Source organism: Kitasatospora sp. NPDC054795 (genome assembly GCF_053611565.1).
The window spans coordinates 1-21,021 of the sequence record NZ_JBSHAP010000002.1; the positions used below are offsets into that span (position 1 = coordinate 1).

Here is a 21,021-nt window from a genome sequence, read left to right on the forward strand (position 1 = left end):
GGGCCTCACGGCGTTCCGGCCCGGCGTTCCGGCCCGGTGTCCGGGCCGGCGGTGTCGTCAGCCCAGCGCGAGGTTGCGCAGCACCAGCCCGGTGGCCGGCTTCGGCCCGAAGGAGGTGGACTTGCGCGGCATTGTGACGCCCTGTTCGGCCAGCCGTCTCACCACCGACTCCCGGACCGGGTGCAGCAGGACGGCGGTGCCGCCGGTGCGCGCGGCCTCCTGCTCGGCGGCCACGGCGGTGTGCAGGTAGCCGATGTCGTCCGGGCCGTCGGGGACGTGCCAGGTGTGGTCCAGCAGGGTGGCGTGCAGGACGGTGGCGTCCAGGTGGCGCCACTCCTCGGGCCGCCCCTGCGGCACGGTGGCGTCGAGCAGGGACTCCTCGGGCTCGCCGAGCAGCCAGTAGACGCCGTCACCGCCGGTGAGGACGAAGCCGTTGCCGCCGTGCCGCTTCTGCTCGGCGAGGGCCTGGAGCGCGGCGGACAGCGGCCCGGGGACCTCCTTGACCTTCCACTGGTCGCCGAGCCGCTCCAGGGCCTCGGCCACCGGCAGCCGGTACAGCACGCGGTGGATGGCGCGGACCCGCAGCGGGTAGCGGGCGGTGTCCACCAGGAGTACCAGGCCGCGGTCCCAGGGACTGCGCGGCAGGTGGCGGTGCTCGCGCTGGAGGCGCAGGTACATCTCCCAGCGGTGGTGGCCGTCGGCGATCAGCGCCCGGCAGGTGGCGAGGTCGCGGCTGATCCCGGCGATCTCGGCGGGGTCGGTGACCGCCCACAGCCGGTGGTGGGTGCCGTCGCTGGTGGCAGTGGAGAGCAGCGGCTCGCGCTCGACCGTCCGTTCGATCACGCCGGAGGCGCCGCCGTTGCCCCGGTAGGTGAGCAGCAGCGGTTCCAGGTTTGCCCGGGTGGTGCGCATCAGGCCGACCCGGTCGGCGACCGGCCGCGGCATCACGTCCTCGTGCGGGAGCACCACGCCGCCCTCGCGGCCGCTCACCGCGAGGGCGCCGATCAGGCCGCGCTGGAGCAGTTCGGGGGAGTCGTCGGTGGCCGGCACCCGTTGCTCGTAGACGTAGAGCGCGGGCTCGGGGTCGGCGGCCAGGATGCCCTCGCGCTGCCAGGCGGCCAGGAGCCGGGCGGCGTGCCGGTAGCGGGTGTCGCGGTCGGGGCGGTCGCCGGCGTCCTCGGGCTCGGGCCTGGGAAGGATCAGCCGGACCACGTTGTGCGGGTCGGCGGTCTCCAGGTCGAGCCGGCGGCCCGGATCCACGACGTCGTACGGCGGGGACATCACCGCGGCCAGGGCGCCGACCCGGTCGGGGACGTAGCGCAGGCCGCGGAAGGGGGACAGGGACAGGCCGGCGGTGGCGACGTGCCCGGGATCACCGGGGCCGCCCTCGGGAGTCTCGACTCCGTCTTCTGCACTGGGTGTGCTCATTCTGGGCATCGTAACCGGGTACGCGTTGTTGAGAGATCGGAATGCCCGTGCCGATTTGTGGGCCGGGTGTGCGACCGAGGGCGAGGTACGGCATGGACGACGGGCAGGAACGGGTGGACGGCGGCGGCCCGGTCGAGTCGGGCGGACCGGTCGGGTCGGTCGGTGCCACCCGCGGGGATACTCCGGCCGACGGCGTGCCGGGCCGTGCACCGGGCGACGAAGCACCAGGCGACGAAACACCGGGCGGCGGCGCGGGGGCCGGCAGCGCGGGGGGCGACGGTACCGGGGCCGGCAGGGTGCCGCGGCAGAGCCGTTCCGGGGAGCCCGCCGGGGACGTGTACGACTGGTTCCGCCGGGGTGCCCAGCTGCTGGCCCAGGGGCATCCGGCGGCCGCCGAGCAGTTGCTCGCCCGGGCGGTGGCGGCCGAGCCGCACTCGCGCAGCATCCGGGAGGCGTTGGCGCGGGCCCAGTTCGACGCGGGCTCGTACGCGGCGGCCCTGGGGAACTTCCGCGCCGTGGCGCTGGCGGACCCGGCGGACGACTACGCTCAGTTCGGGTGGGGCGTCGCGGCGGCCCGGTTGGGCGATTTCGAGACCTCCGCCGAGCACCTGGCGCTGGCCGTGGCGATGCGGCCGGAGAGCGATCACTACCGGCAGGCGCTGCGGCAGACCCGGGCGACCCTGGCGGCCCGGGCCGGGGCGTACGGCCCGCTGCTGCCGGGAGCACCCGGGTACGCGGCGCCCCCGATGGGTGCCGAGGGCCCAGCCGGAGGGCCGGCGGGCGATGCCGGCGCGGGCGACGGTGCCGACGGCGGCGCCTGACCGCCCGGCGCGAGGACCGGCCGCACGCCGTGACGGACTCCGTGACGCACGCCGTGACGGAAACCGTGGCGCACGCCGTGACGGACTCCGTGGCGGACCAGTGATGGACGCCGTGACGGGCTCCGCCACGCACGAGTGACGGAAGCCGCGCCGCACGAGGACGTGCGGCGCGGACGACGCAGTGAACGACGACGCAGTGAATGAGGTAGCGCAGCCATGACCGAGACGGCCACCCCCTTGCGACGGACCGCCCCCGGCGGCAGCGAGCGGCCGCTGACCGACGCGTACGACACCGCGCTGCTGGACCTGGACGGCGTGGTCTACGCGGGCGCACACGCGATCGAGCACGCCGTGGACGCGCTGGACGCCGCCCGCACCGCCGGGATGCGGCTCGCCTACGTGACCAACAACGCCTCCCGCCCGCCGCGGGTGGTGGCCGAGCACCTGACCGAGCTGGGCGTTCCGGCCGAGCCGGCCGACGTGATCAACTCGGCCCAGGCCGCCGCCCGACTGGTCGCCGAGAAGGTGCCGGCCGGCTCGAAGGTGCTGGTCGTGGGCGGGCTCGGACTGGAGGAGGCGCTGGCCGAGCTGGGGCTGGTCGCGGTCCGCTCGTTGGCCGACGGTCCGCTCGCGGTGGTCCAGGGCTTCGACCCCTCGGTGGGGTGGACGGACCTGGCGGAGGCCTCGTACGCCGTGCAGAGCGGTCTGCCGTGGGTGGCGTCCAACCTGGACCTGACGGTGCCGAGGGCCCGTGGCATCGCGCCCGGCAACGGCACCCTGGTGGCGGCGGTGCGGGCGGCGACCGGGGTGGAGCCGGAGGTGGCGGGCAAGCCGCTGCCGCCGATGCACAGGGAGACCGTGCTGCGTACCGGTGCGGAGCGTCCGCTGGTGGTCGGGGACCGGCTGGATACCGACATCGAGGGCGCGTTCAACGGCGGGGTGGACAGCCTGCTGGTGTTCACCGGGGTGACCACGCCGGAGCTGCTGCTGGCGGCCCCGGTCGAGCACCGGCCGACCTACCTGGCCGCAGACCTGCGCGGACTGCTCGTCCCCCACCCCGCGGTGGCGGCCGTGGACGGCGGCTTCGGGTGCGGCGGCTGGGTCGCGGGCGTCGAGGCCGGTGTGCTGCGGCTGTCCGGGGCGGGGGACCGCTGGGACGGCCTGCGGGCGCTGTGCGCGGCGGCGTGGTCGGTGCTGGACGCGGGCGGCGCGCCGGTGGACGGCCGCAAGGCGCTGGCCGATCTGGGGTTCTGAGGACAGGCCGGCGGTCGACCCGGGGCCGCCCTCGGCAGCGCCGGGTCCGACGGCCGGGTCCGACGGCCGGGTCCGAGGGCCGAATCCGGGAGGGGTCCGGGACGGGCCCGGTGGCCGAACTCGGGACCGGTTCGGCGGCCGGGCTCAGAGCAGGGTGCGCAGTCGCAGCAGGTCGCGGAAGCCCGCCTCCAGCCTGACCCGGCCGCTCGCCCAGGCGGAGGCGAAGCCGAGCCGCCCGCCGACCAGTGCGACCAGGTCGTCGCTGGTCATGGTGAGCCGGATCTCCGCCTTCCCTGCCGGGGCGCCGGGGGAGACCACGATGTCCTGGATCCGGCCGTCGCGCAGTCGCCCGGTGAAGGTCAGGTCGAGGTCGGTGATCCGGCAGCTGAGCGAACGGTCGAGGGCCGCGGCCTTGCGGACGTCGCCGGTGGACTTCGCCATGTTCCGGCTGAGCTGCTCCAGTGCCTCCCGGCACTCCTCGGCGTTCGCCACGGGGCGGCTCCCTCCCCCGGTCGCTACGGTGCTGACTGCGGGCCACGGTACCTCAGGCGGGTTTTGGCGGTAGCGTCGTCCGTGGGGTGCCCGGACGTCGTCTGTGGGGTGCCCGGAACGGCCCGGGTACTGAGGGCGACGGAGCGACGCGCGTACGCGATTGGGAGGCACCCGGATGCTGCCGAGGACGGTTCGGGGAGTGGTGGAGACCGCCGCCGGAGTGGTCGAGGAGGTCGGCAAGCTGGTCGTCGGGACGGCGACCTCGATCCTGGAGAAGGCCGGGGTGGACGTCGCCGGGGTCGAGCGCCGGCTGGGCGGTCAGTTCCCGCCGTCGGTGGAGACCTTGCAGACCCTGGCCGGGGAGGCGGTCACCGCCGGGCGCGCCGGGGTGGACCTGGCGGTCGGTGTGGCGCGCAACGAGGCGGAGAAGGTCTTCGAGAAGGTCGGCGACCAGGTGACCAAGGTCGGCGTGGTGCTGGCGTACCTGGAGACCAAGCTGCGCGAGGTCGAGGAGGAGGCCCCGGCGGCCGGGTCCGGGCCGGGGTCGTACGAGGCCGAGGAGCCGGTGCCGGCGCCGCGGGCCGGTGACCTGTTCGGGCGCGGCTGGGAGTTCGAGGAGGAGCGCTCGGCGGTCCCGGCGACGGGGGAGCCGATAGTCGCCGAGCGGGTGGAGGTGGACGAGCCGGTCGAGGTCGATCCACCGGTTCCGCCCGTGTCCGGGGCCGCCCCGGTCCCGCCGGAGGCGCCCGCTGCCGGGGAGAGTTCCGCCGGGGAGGGCCCGGCGAAGAAGAGCCCGGCCAAGGAGAGCACGGCCGAGGAGAGCGCCGCCGGGGAGGGCCCGGCGAAGAAGAGCCCGGCCAAGGAGAGCACGGCCGAGGAGAGCGCCGCCGGGGAGGGTCCCGCGAAGAAGAGCGCCGCCAAGAAGAGCACGGCGAGGAAGAGCGCGGCCGAGAAGCCGGCGACGACTGGGACGGCCGGGAAGGGGACGGTGGCCGGGAAGGCCACCGCGAAGAAGAAGACGACGACCGTCAAGAAGACCGCCACCGCCAAGCAGACCGAGGCCCGGTCCGAGGCCGCCACCCGGTCCGGGACGCCCGCGAAGCGTGCCGCGACCAGGAAGACCACCGTCCGCAAGGCCACCAGCACGAAGAAGCCCGATGCCCGGGACGAGTGAACCGCCCGAGTCCGTCCGGGATGCCGGGGCGTCGGACATGATCGCCCTCGTGGAGCCGCTGGGCGTCGAGCCGGTCCTCACCGGCCACCCCGGAGTGGACGCCGGCCTGGCCCGGCTGGAGGCTCTGGACGGGGTCCCGGCCGAGGCACACGTCGCGGTGTACGAAGATGTTCACCAGCGGCTGGTCGACACACTGGCCGCGCTCGATCAGGAATGACCCGCAGGATCCGTAGGAGCTGAACACCAGTGGCAGTGGCACGACGCCGACTCGACGCGGAACTGGTCCGCCGCAAGCTGGCCCGATCGCGTGAGCACGCGTCCGAGCTGATCGCGGCCGGCCGGGTGACCGTCGGTGGCACCACCGCGACCAAGCCGGCCACCCAGGTGGAGACCTCGGCGGCGGTCGTGGTGGCCAAGGACGACAACGACCCCGACTACGTTTCGCGCGGCGGCCACAAGCTCGCCGGCGCGTTCGCGGCCTTCGTACCGCAGGGCCTGGTGGTCGAGGGCCGCCGGGCGCTGGACGCGGGCGCCTCCACCGGCGGCTTCACCGACGTGCTGCTGCGGGCCGGGGCCGCGCGGGTGCTGGCGGTGGACGTCGGGTACGGGCAGCTGGCCTGGTCGCTGCAGAGCGACGACCGGGTCACCGTGATGGACCGCACCAATGTGCGCGAGCTGACCCCGGAGCTGATCGGCGGCACCCCGGTGGACCTGGTGGTGGGCGACCTGTCGTTCATCTCGCTGGGCCTGGTGCTCCCGGCCCTCGCCTCCTGCGCGGCCGGGGATGCCGACCTGGTGCTGATGGTCAAGCCCCAGTTCGAGATCGGCAAGGAGCGTCTGGGCAGCGGTGGCGTGGTGCGCAGCCCGCAGCTGCGCGCCGAGATGGTGCGCCAGGTCGCGGGGCAGGCGTGGGAGCTCGGGCTGGGCGTGCGCGCGGTCACCGCGAGCCCCCTGCCGGGGCCGTCCGGCAACGTCGAGTACTTCCTCTGGCTGCGCCGGGACGCCCCGCAGCTGGACCCCGCGGAGGCGGACCGGGCCGTGGCCGAGGGGCCCCGGTAGGGTGCCTTGCGAGCGTCCGGCCCGTCATGCCGTATGGCGCGGCCGCACCGGGGCCAAGGGCGACCCGGCAGGCGTTAGGGAGAGGGCAGCGGCATGAGCGATGAAGAACGTACGGTCTTCCTGATCGCGCACACCGGCCGGGAGGCGGCGCTGCGCAGCGTCGAGGCCCTGGTGCACGGGCTGCTGAAGGCGGGTCTTCGGATCAGACTGCTGGAGGCCGAGGCGGTCGACCTGGACCTGCCGGAGGGCGTCGAGAAGGTGGCGGAGGGCCCCGGGGCGGCGGACGGCTGCGAGCTGATCCTGGTGGCGGGCGGGGACGGGACGCTGCTGCGGGGGGCGGAGCTGGCGCGCTCGCACGGGCTGCCGATGCTCGGGATCAACCTGGGCCGGGTGGGCTTCCTCGCCGAGGCCGAGCGGGACGACCTGGCCGTGGTGGTGGAGCGGGTGGTGGACGCCGACTACGAGGTCGAGGAGCGGATGACGATCGATGTCATCGTCCGCACCAACGGCGATGTGGTCCACGAGGACTGGGCGCTGAACGAGGCCTCGATCGAGAAGGCGGCGCGGGAGCGGATGCTGGAGGTGGTGACCGAGGTGGACGGCCGCCCGGTCTCCAACTTCGGCTGTGACGGCGTGGTGTGCGCGACGCCGACCGGCTCCACCGCGTACGCGTTCTCCGGCGGCGGGCCGGTGGTGTGGCCGGAGGTGGAGGCGCTGCTGATGGTGCCGATCTCCGCGCACGCGCTGTTCGCCCGCCCGCTGGTGACCTCGCCGGAGTCGGTGCTGGCGGTCGAGGTGCAGCCCAAGACCCCGCACGGTGTGCTCTGGTGCGACGGGCGGCGTTCGGTCGAACTGCCCGCCGGGGCGCGGGTGGAGGTCCGTCGGGGCCGGACTCCGGTGCGGCTGGCGAGGCTGCACCGGGCGCCGTTCACCGACCGGCTGGTGGCCAAGTTCGCGCTGCCGGTGACGGGTTGGCGCGGCCGGGCCGGCCACTGCTAGCACCTCTCGGCAGGAGGCCGGCGGGCGGCCGGCCGCGGCTGGTCCGGATGCGCCGAGGCCGGTGCGCGCCAGGGGCTTTCGCCTGTCCCGGGCCGCGCACCGGCCGATCGCATGCCGCTGACGAACCGTCAGGCCGCCAGCGGCTGGGGCTCGTTGGTCGAGCCGTCAGACCGCCAGTGGCTGGGCCTCGTCGGCCGGTTCGAGCCGTCCGTCGGCCGCCGCCTGGGCGGCCAGGGCGGCGAGGCGTTCGACGGCGGCGGGGACGGTCGCGGCGGGCACGGTGACCGGGAGACGGATGTGGTGCTCGAAGGCGCCGTCCGAGCCGAAGCGGTTGCCCGAGGCGATCCGGACCCCGCCGCGCTCCCCGGCCCGGGCCAGTGCGGCGCCGGACAGGGCGCCGGTGGAGACCCACAGCGAGAGCCCGCCGGTCGGCATGGTGAAGCTCCAGTCGGGCAGCCGTTCGGGCAGGGCGGCGGCGAAGGCCCGGGCGGTGGCCCGCAGCCGGGTCAGCTGGTGCTCCCGGACGTCGGGCAGCAGTTCGCCCAGCAGTTCGGCGGCGATCAGCTGGTCCAGCACCGGGGTGCCGACGTCGCTGTAGACCCGCTCGGTGGCCAGTCGGCGCACCAGCGCCGGCGCGGCCCGGACCCAGCCGATCCGCAGACCGCCCCAGAGCAGCTTGCCCGCCGAGCCGACGGTGACCACCTGGGCGGAGCGGTCCAGTGCGGCCATGGGGCGCGGCAGTGGGGTGGAGGGCGGGACGCCCCAGCCGAGTTCGGCGGTGGTCTCGTCCGCCAGCACGATGCTTCCGGCGGTCCGGGCGGCGGCCAGCAGTTCGCGGCGCTGCTCCTCGTCGATCAGGGTGCCGGTCGGGTTGTGGAAGTCCGGGATCAGGTAGGCGACCTTGGGGCCGGCGCCGCGCAGCACCCGCCGCCACTCGTCGAGGTCCCAGGTGGGCCGCGGAGTCCAGGCGTACGGCACCGGGACCAGGCGTGCGCCGGCCAGCCGCAGTGCCTGCAGGGTGTTCGCGTAGCTGGGCGCCTCGACGGCGACCCGGTCGCCGCGGCCGATCAGGGCCCGCTGGAGCAGGTGCAGGGCGCCCATGGCGCCGGTGGTGATCAGGATCTGGTCGGGGGTGGTGGGCAGTCCGCGTTCGGTGAAGCGGCGGGCGACGGCCTCGCGCAGCACCGGGACGCCGGTGGGGTAGTGGCCGTGCCCGGCGGCGTAGTGCGGCAGCTGTTCGACGGCCCGGGCGGCGGCCTGGCCGACCCAGGGCTGGGGGGCGGGCGGGGCGGCGACGCCGAGGTCCAGCATGCGGCTCTGCTCGTCCGGGGGGACGGGGTGCAGGGCCTCGCTGGGGGGCGGGGCGCCCTCGGGCAGGGCGGTCCAGCTGCCCGCGCCGCGCCGGCTGCGCAGGTAGCCGTCGCCGCGCAGGGTCTCGTACGCGGTGGCGACGGTGGTGCGGCTCATCGCGAGGGCGGTGGCCAGTTCGCGCTCGGCGGGCAGCCGGGCGCCGACCGGCAGCCGGCCCTCGGTGACCAGCAGCCGGATCTGCCCGGCCAGGGTGCGGTAGGCGGGGCGGCGGGCGGCGGCCGGCTCGGGGAGCCGGGCGGTGGCGAGCAGCCGCGCCAGGGCGGGCGGGGTGACGGTGGTGTGCCAGTCGACCATGGCTGAATAAGTCCACTTGCTAGAGATTGGCCCTGGAGCAGGCCGCTTTGGACTGGCCATCATGGCAGGGCGGCCGTGCCGGCCGCCACCACCGGGAGCCCCGGTGGTGCAGCACCACCGCAGGAGCAAGCCTTGGCCACCACGACCACACCGGCATCGGCCGCCACCACCACCCCCGCACCGGCCCCCGGGCGGAGCCTCGCCGTCCGGGTGTTCGGCGACACCCACGCCCTCGGCCGCCGGATACCGCAGCTGTTCGCCGGCCTCGTCCTGTACGGCGTGAGCATGGCGCTGATGCTCCGCTCCGGCCTCGGCCTCGACCCCTGGGACGTCCTGCACCAGGGTCTGCAGCGCACCGTCGGGCTGTCGGTCGGCGCCTGGGTGACGATCTGCGGGGCCCTCGTCCTGCTGCTGTGGATCCCGCTGCGCCAGCGCCCCGGCCTGGGCACCGTCGCCAACGTGCTGGTGATCGGCGCGGCCATGGACCTCACCCTGCGGGTCGTTGCAGGCCCCGGCGCCCTGCCCGTCCGGATCGCGATGTCGGCCGGGGCGATCGTCCTCAACGGCCTGGCCACCGGCCTCTACATCGGCGCCCGGCTCGGCCCCGGCCCGCGCGACGGCCTGATGACCGGCCTGCACCGGCGCACCGGCCGTTCGCTGCGACTTCTCCGGACCGGCATCGAGGTGACGGTCCTCACCGCCGGTGTGCTGCTCGGCGGCACCGCCGGGGTCGGCACCGTCGCGTACGCGCTGGCCATCGGCCCGATGGCGCAGCTCTTCCTGCGCTGGTGCACCGTGCCGGTGGCCGCCGGGGACCCCCGGAAGGGATGAACTTCCGGGCACGGAGTTGCCGCGCGCCGTTGTCGCTCGTCGCGCGCCGGGGGCGGAACCTCGTAAGGTCGTCTCCGTGTTGGACGAGATGCGGATACGGGATCTTGGGGTCATCGACGACGCGGTGGTCGAACTCGCCCCCGGCTTCACCGCCGTGACCGGTGAGACCGGCGCCGGAAAGACCATGGTCGTGACCAGCCTGGGCCTGCTGCTCGGCGGCCGCGCCGACCCGGGCCTGGTGCGCAACGGCACCGGACGCGCCGTCGTGGAGGGCCGGCTGCAGCTGCCCGCAGACTCCCCGGTGGCGGTCCGCGCGATCGAGGCGGGGGCCGAACTGGACGACGGCGCGCTGCTGATCAGCCGGACCGTCTCCGCCGAGGGCCGCTCCCGGGCGCACGTCGGCGGCCGGTCCGTCCCGGTCGGGCTGCTCGCCGAGCTTGGCGAGGACCTGATCGCCGTGCACGGCCAGACCGACCAGCAGCGCCTGCTGCGCCCGGCCCGCCAGCGCGGCGCGCTGGACCGGTACGCGGGCGCCTCGGTGGCCGGGCCGCTGGCCCGCTACCGGGAGACCTACCGCGTCCTGCGCGAGGTCTCCGCGACCCTGGAGGAGCTGACCACCCGGGCCCGCGAGCGTGCCCAGGAGGCCGATCTGCTGCGCTTCGGCCTGGACGAGATCGCCGCCGCCGAACCGGTGGCCGGCGAGGACGCGGAGTTGGCCGCCGAGGCCGAGCGGCTCGGCCACGCCGACGCGCTGTCCTCCGCCGCGACCCTCGCCCACGCCGCCCTGGCCGGCGACCCGGTCGACCCGGAGGCGCTGGACGCGGGCACCCTGCTCGCCCAGTCCCGCCGGGCCCTGGACGCCGTGCGCCACCACGACGAGCGGCTGGCCGCCCTGGCCGACCGCCTCAACGAGGTCGGCTACCTGCTCGCCGACGTGGCCGGCGACCTGGCCGGCTACGCGGACGACCTGGACGCCGACCCGGTGCGCCTGTCCGCCGTCGAGGACCGCCGGGCCGTGCTGGCCCAGCTGCTGCGCAAGTACGGCGGCGAGGAGAACTCGCTCGCCGAGGTGATCGCCTGGGCCGAGGCCGGGGCGGTGCGGCTCGCCGAACTCGACGGCGACGACGACCGGATCGACGAGCTCGGCGCCCGGGAGACCGAGCTGCGGGCCGAGCTGGCCGAGCTGGCCGCCGAGGTCTCGCGGGCCCGGCACGCCGCGGCCGGACGGTTCGCCGAGGCGGTCTCCGCCGAACTCGCCGAACTGGCCATGCCGCACGCCCGGGTGACCTTCGCGATCGGCCAGGTCGACGACCTGGCCGGGATCGAGGTCGGCGGGCGCACCGTCGCCTACGGTCCGCACGGCGTGGACGAGGTGGAGGTGCTGCTGGCCCCGCACCCGGGCGCCCAGCCGCGCCCGATCGCCAAGGGAGCCTCCGGCGGTGAGCTGTCCCGCGTGATGCTCGCCGTCGAGGTGGTCTTCGCGGGCGCCGACCCCGTCCCCACCTACCTGTTCGACGAGGTGGACGCGGGCGTCGGCGGCAAGGCCGCGGTCGAGATCGGCCGCCGGCTGGCCAAGCTGGCCGAGTCCGCCCAGGTCGTGGTGGTCACCCACCTCCCGCAGGTCGCCGCGTTCGCCGACCGGCACCTGGTCGTGGTGAAGACCAACGACGGCACCGTGACCCGCAGCGGCGTCAAGGTGCTGAACGACGAGGAGCGGGTGCGCGAACTCTCCCGGATGCTGGCCGGCCTGGAGGACTCGGAGCTGGGCCGCGCCCACGCCGAGGAACTGTTGGCCGCCGCGCGGGTCCCGCGCCGCCGGTAGCCGGCGCCGGCGGCCCCCTCGGACACCGGCGACGCGCCCCCGTGGCGCCGACTGTCCAAGAGGGCCGCCGACCTGGCATGGTGGCGCCTGGACACTGGCTTTCCAGCCCCGAGCGCCGCCGGGCGGGCAATCCTCGCGAGGCGGCGCGCGAACCTGATCGAGTCGGATGCGAGACGACGTGGACCATTCCGCCGCCCGGGCCACCGCGGCCGTCCCCGAACCGGGGCAGCTGCACGTGGTACTCGTCCTGGCCGCCAGCACCGGCGGCATCGGTGCGCACGTGCGCTCCCTGGCCCAGGGCCTGGTCGCGCACGGAGTGAACGTCACGGTCTGCGCGCCGGCCGGCGCGGACGCGCTGTTCGGCTTCTCCCGCACGGGTGCCAGGTTCCACACCGTCGACATCACCCCCACCGCGGGCGCCCGCAGCGACGCCACCGCGATCGGCGAGCTGCGCCGGGCCTTCACCGGCGCCGACGTGGTGCACGCCCACGGGCTGCGCGCCGGGCTGCTGTCCGACCTGGCGCTGCGCACCGCGGGCCGCTTCCCGGGTCTGCGCCCGGAGACCCCGCTGGTGGTCACCTCGCACCACGCGCTGCTGGCCACCGGGATGGAGCGCCGGCTGCAGCGGCTGATGGAGCGCCGGGTGGCGCGCGCCGCCGACCTGGTTCTCGGCGCCTCCTCCGACCTCGTCGCCCGGGCCCGCGAACTGGGCGCTACCGACGCCCGGCTGGGCCCGGTGGCGGCCCCGCCGATGCCCGAGGGGCAGCTCGCCCGCACCGAGGCCCGTACCGCGCTGCTCGGCGCGGACCCGGACCGCCCGCTGGTGCTGGCGGTCGGCCGGCTCGTCCCGCAGAAGGCCTTCGGAGTGCTGCTGGACGCCACCCGGGAGCTGTCCGCGCTGGACCCGGAGCCGCTGGTGCTGCTCGCCGGGGACGGCCCGGAGGCGGGCGTGCTGCGCGAGCGGACGGCCGCGGAGAAGCTGCCGGTGCGGTTGCTCGGCTACCGCACCGACGTGCCCGACCTGCTGGCCGCCGCCGACGTGGTGGTGATCCCCAGCCGCTGGGAGGCCCGCTCGCTGGTGGTGCAGGAGGCGATGCGGGCCGGCGTGCCGGTGGTCGCGACCGCCGTCGGCGGCATCCCCGAACTGGTCGGCGACGCCGCCGTACTGGTGCCCTCCGGCGACCCGGCGGCGCTCGGTCGCGCGGTGCGCGCCGTGCTGGCCGACCCGGCCCGCCGCGAGCAGCTGGTGGCGGCCGGCCGGCAGCAGGCCGAGACCTGGCCGGACGAGGCCGCCACCGTCGCCCAGGTGCTCAGCACCTACGACGAGCTGGTGCAGCGCGGCTAGACCGGCTTCCGGACGGTGGCCCGCCGGACGGTGGCCTGTTAGACGGTGGCCCGTTCGACCCGGTCGGCGGCCGGGCCGTCCGGCTGGGCGGACAGGTACGCGGCGCCGCAGGCGGTCAGCCGCAGCGCGGTGTCGATCAGCGGGACGTGGCTGAAGGCCTGGGGGAAGTTGCCGACCTGGCGCTTGAGCCGGGGGTCCCACTCCTCGGCGAGCAGGCCCAGGTCGTTGCGCAGCGCCAGCAGCCGGTCGAACAGTTCGCGGGCCTCCTGCACCCGGCCGATCATGGCGAGGTCGTCGGCCAGCCAGAACGAGCAGGCCAGGAAGGCGCCCTCGTGGCCGGAGAGGCCGTCGACGTTGTTGCCGCTCTCGTCGTGGGTGGGGTAGCGCAGGACGAAGCCGTCCTCGGTGGACAGTTCGCGCTGGATCGCCTCGATGGTGCCGATGACGCGCTTGTCGTCCGGGGGCAGGAAGCCGACCTGGGGGATCAGCAGCAGCGAGGCGTCCAGCTCCTTGCCGCCGTAGTACTGGGTGAAGGTGTTGCGCTCCGGGTCGTAGCCCTTCTCGCAGACGTCCGCGTGGATCAACGCGCGCAGCGCGCGCCAGCGCTCCAGGTGGCCGCCGGTGGGCTCGTCCTCGGGGGTCTGCTCCAGCAGCTTGATGGTCCGGTCGACGGCGACCCAGGCCATCACCTTGGAGTGGACGAAGTGCCGGCGCGGGCCGCGGACCTCCCAGATGCCCTCGTCCGGCTCCTGCCAGTGCTCCTCCAGGTAGTCGATCAGGCGCAGCTGGAGGTGGTGGGCGTGGTCGTTGCGGACCAGGCCGGTCATGTGGGCCAGGTGCAGGGCCTCGACGACCTCGCCGTAGACGTCGAGCTGGAGCTGTCCGGCGGCGCCGTTGCCGACCCGGACGGGCTGGGAGCCCTCGTAGCCGGGCAGCCAGTCCAGCGAGGACTCGGTGAGCTCGCGCTCGCCGGCGATGCCGTACATGATCTGGAGGTTCTCCGGGTCGCCGGCCACCGCGCGCAGCAGCCACTCGCGCCAGGCGCGGGCCTCCTCGCGGTAGCCGGTGCGCAGCAGGGAGGAGAGGGTGATGGCGGCGTCGCGCAGCCAGGTGTAGCGGTAGTCCCAGTTGCGTTCGCCGCCGATGTCCTCGGGCAGGGAGGTGGTGGGGGCGGCGACGATGCCGCCGGTGGGGGCGTAGGTGAGGCCCTTGAGGGTGATCAGGGAGCGGATCACGGCCTCGCGGTAGGGGCCCTGGTAGGTGCACTGGTCGGCCCACTCGTGCCAGAAGTCGGCGGTGGCGTCGAGCATCCCCTCGGCGTCCGGGGGCCTGGGCGGGTCGAGGTGGGAGGCCTGCCAGGTGAGGGCGAAGGCGATCCGCTCGCCGGCGGTGACGGTGAAGTCGGCGTAGGTGGTGAGGTCGCGGCCGTAGGTCTCGGCCTCGCCGTCCAGCCAGACCGAGTCGGGGCCGGCGACGGCGACGGTGCGGTGGCCCCCGTCGGCCTGTTCGACGCGGTGCACCCAGGGCACGATGCGGCCGTAGGAGAAACGCATCCGTACGGCCGAGCGCATCCGTACGGTGCCCGTGACGCCCTCGACGATCCGGATCACCTGGGGGACGGCGTCCTTGCCGGCCAGCGGGCGCGGCGGCATGAAGTCGATCACCCGGACGGTGCCGCCGTCGGTGTCCCACTCCTGCTCCAGGACCAGCGAGTCGCCCCGGTAGCGGCGGCGGTCGGCGGGAACGGCGGGGGCGGCGGCGGTGGGCGGGGGCACCCGCAGGTCGGCGGTGTCGGCGATGCGGGCCCGGCCCGTGTCGGCGGGGGGCGTGGCGGCGGCCGGCGCGGGGACCTCGGTCAGGACGGCCTCGGCCGGGCCGATCCGCCAGAAGCCGTGTTCATCGGTGCCGAGCAGGCCGGCGAACACGGCCGGCGAGTCGAAGCGGGGAAGGCAGAGCCAGTCCACCGCCCCGTCCCTGCTGACCAGGGCAGCGGTCTGCATGTCCCCGATGAGTGCGTAGTCCTCGATACGGCCGGCCACGTGGATCTCCAGTTCGCAATGTGGTCAGGGCATCGGCGAGCGGAGGGAGCGAGCGGTCTGCGGGGCCGGAGGTCCACCCCGGGACGTCCGGCCTGCCGGGGGTGGTGGCAGGCCTTGCTGGAGTGTCCGCGGGGCTCGGTCGAGCCCCTGGAGTGGGTGGGGATGGGCTGGAATACGGGGAGGTCCGGTCGCGCATCGGGGACCGGGAGTGTCCTGACCCTCCCACGCCCTCCGCGTGCTCGTGCTGTCGGCGATGCGTCCGAGCAGCTTACGACGGACGAAAGGGGCGAAGCACGCGGGCGCAGCCCGGTGTGGCGCCGCAATTCGGCGGAAATGCCGTGCATCGCGAGGGCGCGGCGCAGGATGGTCCGGAAGGATCACCTCCGGCTGGTCCGGCCGGATGAGCCGCGATGGTCCGGTCGGATACCGCGCTCTGGCCCGGTCCGGTGGGTTGTGCGACCGGTGTGAAATCTGTGGCGCGTGATGCGCCGGTGGTGCGCCCCGCGCGCGCCCCCGGTGCGGTGCGCGCGGCCCGGAACGGCGTTCGGGTCCGGTCGCTGATACCCTGGTATCCCGTGGACCGGCGGGATCAAACGCCCCGGACCAGCCGAACCGACGACCCAACGAGCGCCGCGCACCGAGCCGGCCTCCGTCGCCCGGCGAACCCCGAGCCTCCCGCCCACGTCTGCTTCGACACGCGACCCACGGGAGCCCCCTCTTGGCACAGCCCCATTCCGGCAAGGCAGCGAACGGCCGCGCCGTGACGACCAAGCACCTCTTCGTCACCGGGGGTGTCGCCTCTTCTCTCGGAAAGGGGCTCACCGCCTCCAGCCTCGGCGCGTTGCTCAAGGCCCGCGGCCTGCGCGTGACGATGCAGAAGCTCGACCCCTACCTCAACGTGGACCCGGGCACCATGAACCCGTTCCAGCACGGTGAGGTGTTCGTCACCGACGACGGCGCCGAGACCGACCTGGACATCGGCCACTACGAGCGGTTCCTGGACACCAACCTGCACGGCTCGGCGAACGTCACCACCGGCCAGGTGTACTCGACCGTCATCGCCAAGGAGCGCCGCGGCGAGTACCTGGGCGACACCGTCCAGGTCATCCCGCACATCACCAACGAAATCAAGTCCCGGATCCGCCGGATGGCGACCGAGGACGTCGACGTGGTGATCACCGAGGTCGGCGGCACCGTCGGCGACATCGAGTCGCTGCCGTTCCTGGAGGCCGTCCGCCAGGTCCGCCACGAGGTCGGCCGGGACAACGTGTTCTTCGTGCACGTCTCCCTGCTGCCGTACATCGGCCCCTCGGGCGAGCTGAAGACCAAGCCCACCCAGCACTCCGTCGCCGCGCTGCGCAACATCGGCATCCAGCCCGACGCGATCGTGCTGCGCGCCGACCGCGAGGTCCCGCAGGCGATCAAGCGCAAGATCTCGCTGATGTGCGACGTGGACGAGGAGGCCGTGGTCGCGGCCATCGACGCCAAGTCGATCTACGACATCCCCAAGGTGCTGCACGGCGAGGGCCTGGACGCCTACGTGGTGCGCCGCCTGGACCTGCCGTTCCGCGACGTGGACTGGACCACCTGGGACGACCTGCTGCGCCGCGTCCACGAGCCGCAGCACATCGTCAAGGTCGCCCTGGTCGGCAAGTACATCGACCTGCCGGACGCGTACCTGTCGGTGACCGAGGCGCTGCGCGCCGGCGGTTTCGCCAACAACGCCCGGGTCGAGATCAAGTGGGTCACCTCGGACGACTGCGAGACCCCCGAGGGCGCCCGGGCGCAGCTCGGCGACGTCGACGCGATCTGCATCCCCGGTGGCTTCGGCGACCGCGGCGTCAACGGCAAGGTCGGCGCGATCACCTTCGCCCGCGAGAACAAGGTCCCGCTGCTGGGCCTGTGCCTGGGCCTGCAGTGCGTGGTCATCGAGGCGGCCCGCAACCTGGCCGGCCTGCCGGAGGCCAACTCCACCGAGTTCGACGCCGCCGCCAAGCACCCGGTCATCTCCACGATGGCCGAGCAGCTGGCCATCGTCGACGGCAAGGGCGACCTGGGCGGCACCATGCGCCTGGGCCTGTACCCGGCCAAGCTCGCCGAGGGCTCGATCGTCCGCGAGGTCTACGACGGCGAGCAGTACGTCGAGGAGCGCCACCGCCACCGCTACGAGGTCAACAACTCCTACCGCGCGGACCTGGAGAAGACCGGCCTGGTGTTCTCCGGCCTCTCGCCCAAGGGCGACCTGGTCGAGTACGTCGAGTACCCGCGCGAGGTGCACCCCTACCTGGTGGCCACCCAGGCCCACCCGGAGCTGAAGTCCCGCCCGACCCGCCCGCACCCGCTGTTCGCGGGCCTGGTCAAGGCGGCCATCGAGATCAAGACCGCGGCCTCCGAGTAGTCCCCGGTCGTCGCAGTCGGCCGTCGTCGGCTGCGGTCGTCGACAGCGCTCGTTCACCCGACGGCGGCCCCGCGATTCCCGCGGGGCCGCCGTTCGGCGTTAGATTGTGTCGTACTGACGAAAAGGGGAGAACGATGGACGAGCAGGGCCGCCAGGGGATCTTCGACTTGGCCGAGGAGTGGGAGGTCCGGGAGAGCGGAACGCCGTTCCAGGGCAAGGTCACCGGGGTGCGCAGCGAGGAGGTCCGGATGCCCGACGGCAGCTGGGCGCGCCGCGACTACCAGACCCACCCCGGCTCGGTCTCGGTGCTCGCCCTGGACGACGAACAGCGGGTGCTGGTGCTGCGCCAGTACCGCCACCCGGTGCGCCAGCGGCTGTGGGAGCTTCCGGCCGGCCTGCTCGACGTGCCCGGCGAGAACCCGTGGCGCGCCGCGCAGCGCGAGCTGTACGAGGAGGCGTACTGCAAGGCCGGCACCTGGCGGATCCTCGCTGACTACTACACCTCCCCGGGCGGCACCGACGAGGCGCTGCGGATGTTCCTGGCCACCGACCTGGCGCCGGCCGAGGGCGAGCGCTACGCGGCCGAGGGCGAGGAGCAGGAGATCGAGGTCGCCTGGGTGCCGGTGCCGGAACTGATCCGGCTGATCCAGGCCGGGAGGCTGCACAACCCGACCCTGGTCACCGGCACCCTCGCGGTGCACGCCGCGCTCACCGGCCCGGACGGGCTGGACGCGCTGCGCCCGGCGGACTCGCCCTGGCCGGCCCGTCCCTTCGAGGCCTGAGGCGGCCGGTCGGGGTTCGGGACGGCGAGCGGTCGGGGTCCGGGCCGGCCGGTCGGGCTCCGGGGGGCAGACGGGGCGGGGTGGTCGGTCCGGGGCCGGGGTGGCAGGCGGGGGCCGAGTGGGCCGGTCGGGGGACGGCCGGCCGCCGTGCGTTGAGTCGTTGGGGTGATTTGCCGATTCGTACGACCGGATGTCACCTCGGCTGAGCCGGACGGTCGAACTACGCTTCGCAGACAGGGCGCCCGTCCCGGGCCGCCTCCGCTGAGCTCCGGAGGCTGGCACCGGATGCCGAGCGTCGGATGCCGAGCGCGCGATGACGTCGGGAGTGGCACGGGTGGCGAGGAATACGGCGACGATGGACCCCGGCCCCGGCGCGCCCGCCGGGGCCGTCCCGGGCCTTGAGCGGCTGCCGGCCGCGCCCGCGCTGTTCGTCGGGCGGCGCGCCGAGCTGGCCGCGCTGCGGGCGGCCGCCGCCCGCCCGGCGAGCGGACGCTGTCCGGTGCTGGTGCTGGCCGGGCGTCCCGGCTCCGGCCGGACCGTGCTGGCGGCCCGCTTCGCCCGTACCGTCGCCGCCGACTACCCGGACGGCGTGCTGTTCGTACGGCTGTCCGCACCGGACGGCGGCCGGGTGCCGCCGGCCCGGGCCGCCCGGCTGCTGCTGGAACAGCTCGACCCGCAGGCCGTCGTGCCGCTGCCCGGCGCCGTCGAGGACGGGCGGGACGAACCGGGCTGTGCGGCGCTGCGCGAGGCGCTCGCCGGGCTGCGGGTGCTGCTCGTGCTGGACGACGTCCGGGACGCCGGGCAGGTGTGGCCGCTGCTGGCCGACGAGCCCGGCTGCCTGGTGCTCGCCACCACGGCCGGACCGCTCACCGGGATCGAGGACATCGACCCGGTGATCCTCGGCGGGCTGGACCGGCAGGCCTCCGGCGAGCTGCTGGCCGACCTGGTCGGCGGCACCCGGATCTCCTGCGACCCGGTCGGCGGTGCCGACCTGGCCGAGGCCTGCGCCGCCCGGCCGGCCGCGCTGCGGCTGATGGCGGGGTGGCTGCGCGGGAACCCGAAGATCGCGGTCACCGAGGCGGCGCGCGAGCTCAACCGGGTGGTGGGGGAGGAGACGACGGTCACGGCGGCTTCGGTGGACCCTGCCGCGGGAGCCGGGGTCGAGGAGAAGGACAGGCAGAAGGAAAAGGAGAGGGAGAAGCAGAGGGAGAAGCAGAAGGGGCCGGGCAGGGCACCGGGGAAGAGGGAAGGGGAGCGGGAGCGGGCGGCGAGGTCCTCCGGGGCCGCTCCGGCCGGGGCCGCCGGGGCTGCTGGGGCCACAGGGGTGATCGGGGCCACAGGGGCGGTCGGGGCGGCGTCGGGTCCGTCGGGCAAGCAGGGGACAGGCAGGCCCGTCCCGGGGAAGGCGGTTCCGGGGACGGGGGCGGGGATGGGGGCGGGGACGGCGGCGACGCAGGGCCGGGCCGGTGAGTCCGCTCCCGGCGCCGGTGCGGCTGTTTCTCGCGGTGCTGCTGCCGCTTCCGCCGCCGCGGTGACGGAGTCGGCCGGTGATCCGGCGGCCTGGGTGAAGCCCGGCCCGGAGCCGGCCGAGCCGGTGCCCGTCCCCGACAACGACCCGCTGCTCGGCGCGTTCACCCTGCTGTACCGCGGGCTGCCGGCTGCCCAGGCGCGGATGCTGCGCACCCTCACCCTGGCCCCGGCGCAGACCGCAGACCCGCGCACCGCCTCCGCGCTGGTCGGTTGCCCGGTGCCGGACGCGGCCGTGACGCTGGCCGCGCTCGCCGAGCGGGAGCTGCTCGGAGAGGAGGCGCCGGCCGCCGACGGCACCGCGCGCTACCGGGTGCCCGGGCGGCTGTACCCCCGGCTGGTTCGGCTGCGCGAGCTGGAGGACCGGCCCACCGAGACCGAGCTCGCCCGGGCCCGGCTGCTGGAGCGGATGGTCCGGCTCACCGAGTCGGCCCGCGCGCTGCTCGACCCGGCGGTCGGCCCCGTCCCGGAGCCGCTGCCCGCCCCGCTGCGGCTGCGGTCGGCCGCGCACGCCCGTGAGTGGCTGCTCGGCGAGCGGGAACTGCTGCTCGGCGCGGTGGCCGACGCGATCGGCCAGGGCGACCTGGACGGTTCGGCCGGGCGGCTGGTCACCGCGCTGCTGCGGACGCTGCCGCTGACCGGAGCCGCCGCCCCCACCGACCTCTACCGGCTGCACGAGCTGGTGCTGACCGTCGCCGAGCGCGCCGGCCGGCCCCGCCGGGCCTCGGCCGCGCTGCTCAACCTGGGCGACCTCCAGGCCTCGGTGGGCCGCTGGGAGCCGGCCGCCGTCCACTACCGGGCCGCCCTGGAGCACGCCCGCAGGGCCGACGACGAGCCGCTCTGCGCCCGGGCCCTGGAGAGCGCCGCCAACTGTCACCGGGCGCTCGGCGACGCTGTGCGGGCCGCCGACTGGTACGGGCGGGCGCTCGGCCTGCGGCAGGCCCTCGGGGACCACGCGGCGGAGGCCCGGCTGCTGGCCCGGGTGGCCGAGGCGCACACCGCGCAGCGCCGCTTCGACGAGGCCGACCGGGAGTACCGGGCCGCGCTCGCGGTGCTGCGCCGGCTGGGCGACGAGCGGGGCCGGGAGGCCGTCGGCGGGGCCCTCGCGGACCTGCGGGAACGCGTGGATGCCGGGTGGTGATAGGCATTTCGGAGGTATTGTCGAAGATGCCCGGTTGGGACGTCTTTGGCGGGTAAGTCGCAGGGGAAGCCTACGAACCTGCCAATGTGTGCGGGAAAATTATTCACTTTGGAAGGCTGACACGCCGACTGGGCTTCATTACACTCGGACTCAGTCGCGCAGCGATCCCGCCCCGGGCTGCCCCGGAGGCTTCCCCACGTGCGCGTCGCCCACCGGTCTTCTCCGGTCGGGACCCCCATGGCAA

Annotated in this window: 16 protein-coding genes; 12 read left to right on the forward strand and 4 right to left on the reverse strand. The window is 75.0% G+C overall.

All coding sequences use genetic code 11. The annotated features are described in order from the left end of the window. Positions 1-57 precede the first annotated feature (57 nt). On the reverse strand, positions 58-1,428 hold the full coding sequence (locus tag ACWGJO_RS00800; RefSeq protein ID WP_387693572.1) for a DUF1015 family protein: 1,371 nt from the start codon (positions 1,426-1,428) through the stop codon (positions 58-60). 335 nt (positions 1,429-1,763) lie between these two features. Here ACWGJO_RS00800 and ACWGJO_RS00805 point away from each other — a divergent pair, with 335 nt between their 5' ends. After that, positions 1,764-2,249 (forward strand): tetratricopeptide repeat protein, encoded by a 486-nt coding sequence (locus ACWGJO_RS00805; protein ID WP_452181502.1) that lies wholly within the window; start codon positions 1,764-1,766, stop codon positions 2,247-2,249. Positions 2,250-2,465: 216 nt separating this feature from the next. Further along, positions 2,466-3,503 carry an HAD-IIA family hydrolase gene (locus ACWGJO_RS00810; protein WP_452181503.1) on the forward strand — a complete coding sequence of 346 codons (1,038 nt, stop codon included), beginning with the start codon at positions 2,466-2,468 and terminating at the stop codon, positions 3,501-3,503. Between the two features lie 144 nt (positions 3,504-3,647). On the opposite strand, the gene ACWGJO_RS00815 is transcribed toward ACWGJO_RS00810, so the two are convergent. Then, positions 3,648-3,995 (reverse strand): SCP2 sterol-binding domain-containing protein, encoded by a 348-nt coding sequence (locus ACWGJO_RS00815; RefSeq protein WP_452181504.1) that lies wholly within the window; start codon positions 3,993-3,995, stop codon positions 3,648-3,650. Between the two features lie 199 nt (positions 3,996-4,194). Here ACWGJO_RS00815 and ACWGJO_RS00820 point away from each other — a divergent pair, with 199 nt between their 5' ends. The 4 genes from ACWGJO_RS00820 to ACWGJO_RS00835 all read left to right on the forward strand — a co-directional run bounded on the left by ACWGJO_RS00820 (position 4,195) and on the right by ACWGJO_RS00835 (position 7,227). Further along, positions 4,195-5,169, forward strand: a complete 975-nt coding sequence (locus ACWGJO_RS00820; protein ID WP_452181505.1) for a hypothetical protein — start codon at positions 4,195-4,197, stop codon at positions 5,167-5,169. Positions 5,170-5,206: 37 nt separating this feature from the next. Beyond that, on the forward strand, positions 5,207-5,386 hold the full coding sequence (locus ACWGJO_RS00825) for a hypothetical protein (protein ID WP_452181506.1): 180 nt from the start codon (positions 5,207-5,209) through the stop codon (positions 5,384-5,386). 35 nt (positions 5,387-5,421) lie between these two features. Then, positions 5,422-6,228 (forward strand): TlyA family RNA methyltransferase, encoded by an 807-nt coding sequence (locus ACWGJO_RS00830; RefSeq protein WP_387693635.1) that lies wholly within the window; start codon positions 5,422-5,424, stop codon positions 6,226-6,228. Positions 6,229-6,321: 93 nt separating this feature from the next. Then, the gene (locus ACWGJO_RS00835) at positions 6,322-7,227 is read left to right on the forward strand and encodes an NAD kinase (RefSeq protein ID WP_387693578.1); all 906 of its coding nucleotides are present in this window, start codon (positions 6,322-6,324) and stop codon (positions 7,225-7,227) included. Between the two features lie 165 nt (positions 7,228-7,392). On the opposite strand, the gene yczR is transcribed toward ACWGJO_RS00835, so the two are convergent. After that, on the reverse strand, positions 7,393-8,892 hold the full coding sequence (gene yczR, locus ACWGJO_RS00840; protein WP_387693579.1) for a MocR-like transcription factor YczR: 1,500 nt from the start codon (positions 8,890-8,892) through the stop codon (positions 7,393-7,395). Between the two features lie 210 nt (positions 8,893-9,102). On the opposite strand from yczR, the gene yczE reads away from it, so the two are divergent. From yczE to ACWGJO_RS00855, 3 genes are all read left to right on the forward strand, one after another. Further along, on the forward strand, positions 9,103-9,723 hold the full coding sequence (gene yczE / locus ACWGJO_RS00845) for a membrane protein YczE (RefSeq protein ID WP_452181624.1): 621 nt from the start codon (positions 9,103-9,105) through the stop codon (positions 9,721-9,723). Positions 9,724-9,811: 88 nt separating this feature from the next. Continuing rightward, on the forward strand, positions 9,812-11,545 hold the full coding sequence (gene recN / locus ACWGJO_RS00850; RefSeq protein ID WP_452181625.1) for a DNA repair protein RecN: 1,734 nt from the start codon (positions 9,812-9,814) through the stop codon (positions 11,543-11,545). Between the two features lie 166 nt (positions 11,546-11,711). After that, a complete protein-coding gene (locus ACWGJO_RS00855; RefSeq protein WP_452181507.1) occupies positions 11,712-12,890 on the forward strand; it encodes a glycosyltransferase family 4 protein in 1,179 nt (392 codons plus the stop codon). A 38-nt stretch (positions 12,891-12,928) separates the two neighbouring features. Here ACWGJO_RS00855 and ACWGJO_RS00860 read toward each other — a convergent pair whose 3' ends face one another. Continuing rightward, entirely contained in the window at positions 12,929-14,929 is a 2,001-nt protein-coding gene (locus tag ACWGJO_RS00860; protein ID WP_452181508.1) for a glycoside hydrolase family 15 protein, read from the reverse strand. Positions 14,930-15,647: 718 nt separating this feature from the next. Here ACWGJO_RS00860 and ACWGJO_RS00865 point away from each other — a divergent pair. The 3 genes from ACWGJO_RS00865 to ACWGJO_RS00875 all read left to right on the forward strand — a co-directional run bounded on the left by ACWGJO_RS00865 (position 15,648) and on the right by ACWGJO_RS00875 (position 20,777). Continuing rightward, a complete protein-coding gene (locus ACWGJO_RS00865) occupies positions 15,648-17,327 on the forward strand; it encodes a CTP synthase (RefSeq protein WP_359899194.1) in 1,680 nt (559 codons plus the stop codon). Between the two features lie 134 nt (positions 17,328-17,461). Next, positions 17,462-18,109 (forward strand): NUDIX domain-containing protein, encoded by a 648-nt coding sequence (locus tag ACWGJO_RS00870; protein WP_452181509.1) that lies wholly within the window; start codon positions 17,462-17,464, stop codon positions 18,107-18,109. Positions 18,110-18,464: 355 nt separating this feature from the next. Next, complete coding sequence (locus ACWGJO_RS00875) at positions 18,465-20,777, forward strand: AAA family ATPase (protein WP_452181510.1); 2,313 nt, start codon at positions 18,465-18,467, stop codon at positions 20,775-20,777. Positions 20,778-21,021 lie beyond the last annotated feature (244 nt).

Excerpts from the sequence above, each read along its gene's own strand:
- ACWGJO_RS00800 (WP_387693572.1), bottom strand. The coding sequence starts at position 1,428 with ATGAGCACACCCAGTGCAGAAGACGGAGTCGAGACTCCCGAGGGCGGC.
- ACWGJO_RS00810 (WP_452181503.1), top strand. The coding sequence starts at position 2,466 with ATGACCGAGACGGCCACCCCCTTGCGACGGACCGCCCCCGGCGGCAGC.
- ACWGJO_RS00825 (WP_452181506.1), top strand. The coding sequence starts at position 5,207 with ATGATCGCCCTCGTGGAGCCGCTGGGCGTCGAGCCGGTCCTCACCGGC.
- ACWGJO_RS00835 (WP_387693578.1), top strand. The coding sequence starts at position 6,322 with ATGAGCGATGAAGAACGTACGGTCTTCCTGATCGCGCACACCGGCCGG.
- yczR (WP_387693579.1), bottom strand. The coding sequence starts at position 8,892 with ATGGTCGACTGGCACACCACCGTCACCCCGCCCGCCCTGGCGCGGCTG.
- recN (WP_452181625.1), top strand. The coding sequence starts at position 9,812 with ATGCGGATACGGGATCTTGGGGTCATCGACGACGCGGTGGTCGAACTC.
- ACWGJO_RS00855 (WP_452181507.1), top strand. The coding sequence starts at position 11,712 with ATGCGAGACGACGTGGACCATTCCGCCGCCCGGGCCACCGCGGCCGTC.
- ACWGJO_RS00870 (WP_452181509.1), top strand. The coding sequence starts at position 17,462 with ATGGACGAGCAGGGCCGCCAGGGGATCTTCGACTTGGCCGAGGAGTGG.
- ACWGJO_RS00875 (WP_452181510.1), top strand. The coding sequence starts at position 18,465 with ATGGACCCCGGCCCCGGCGCGCCCGCCGGGGCCGTCCCGGGCCTTGAG.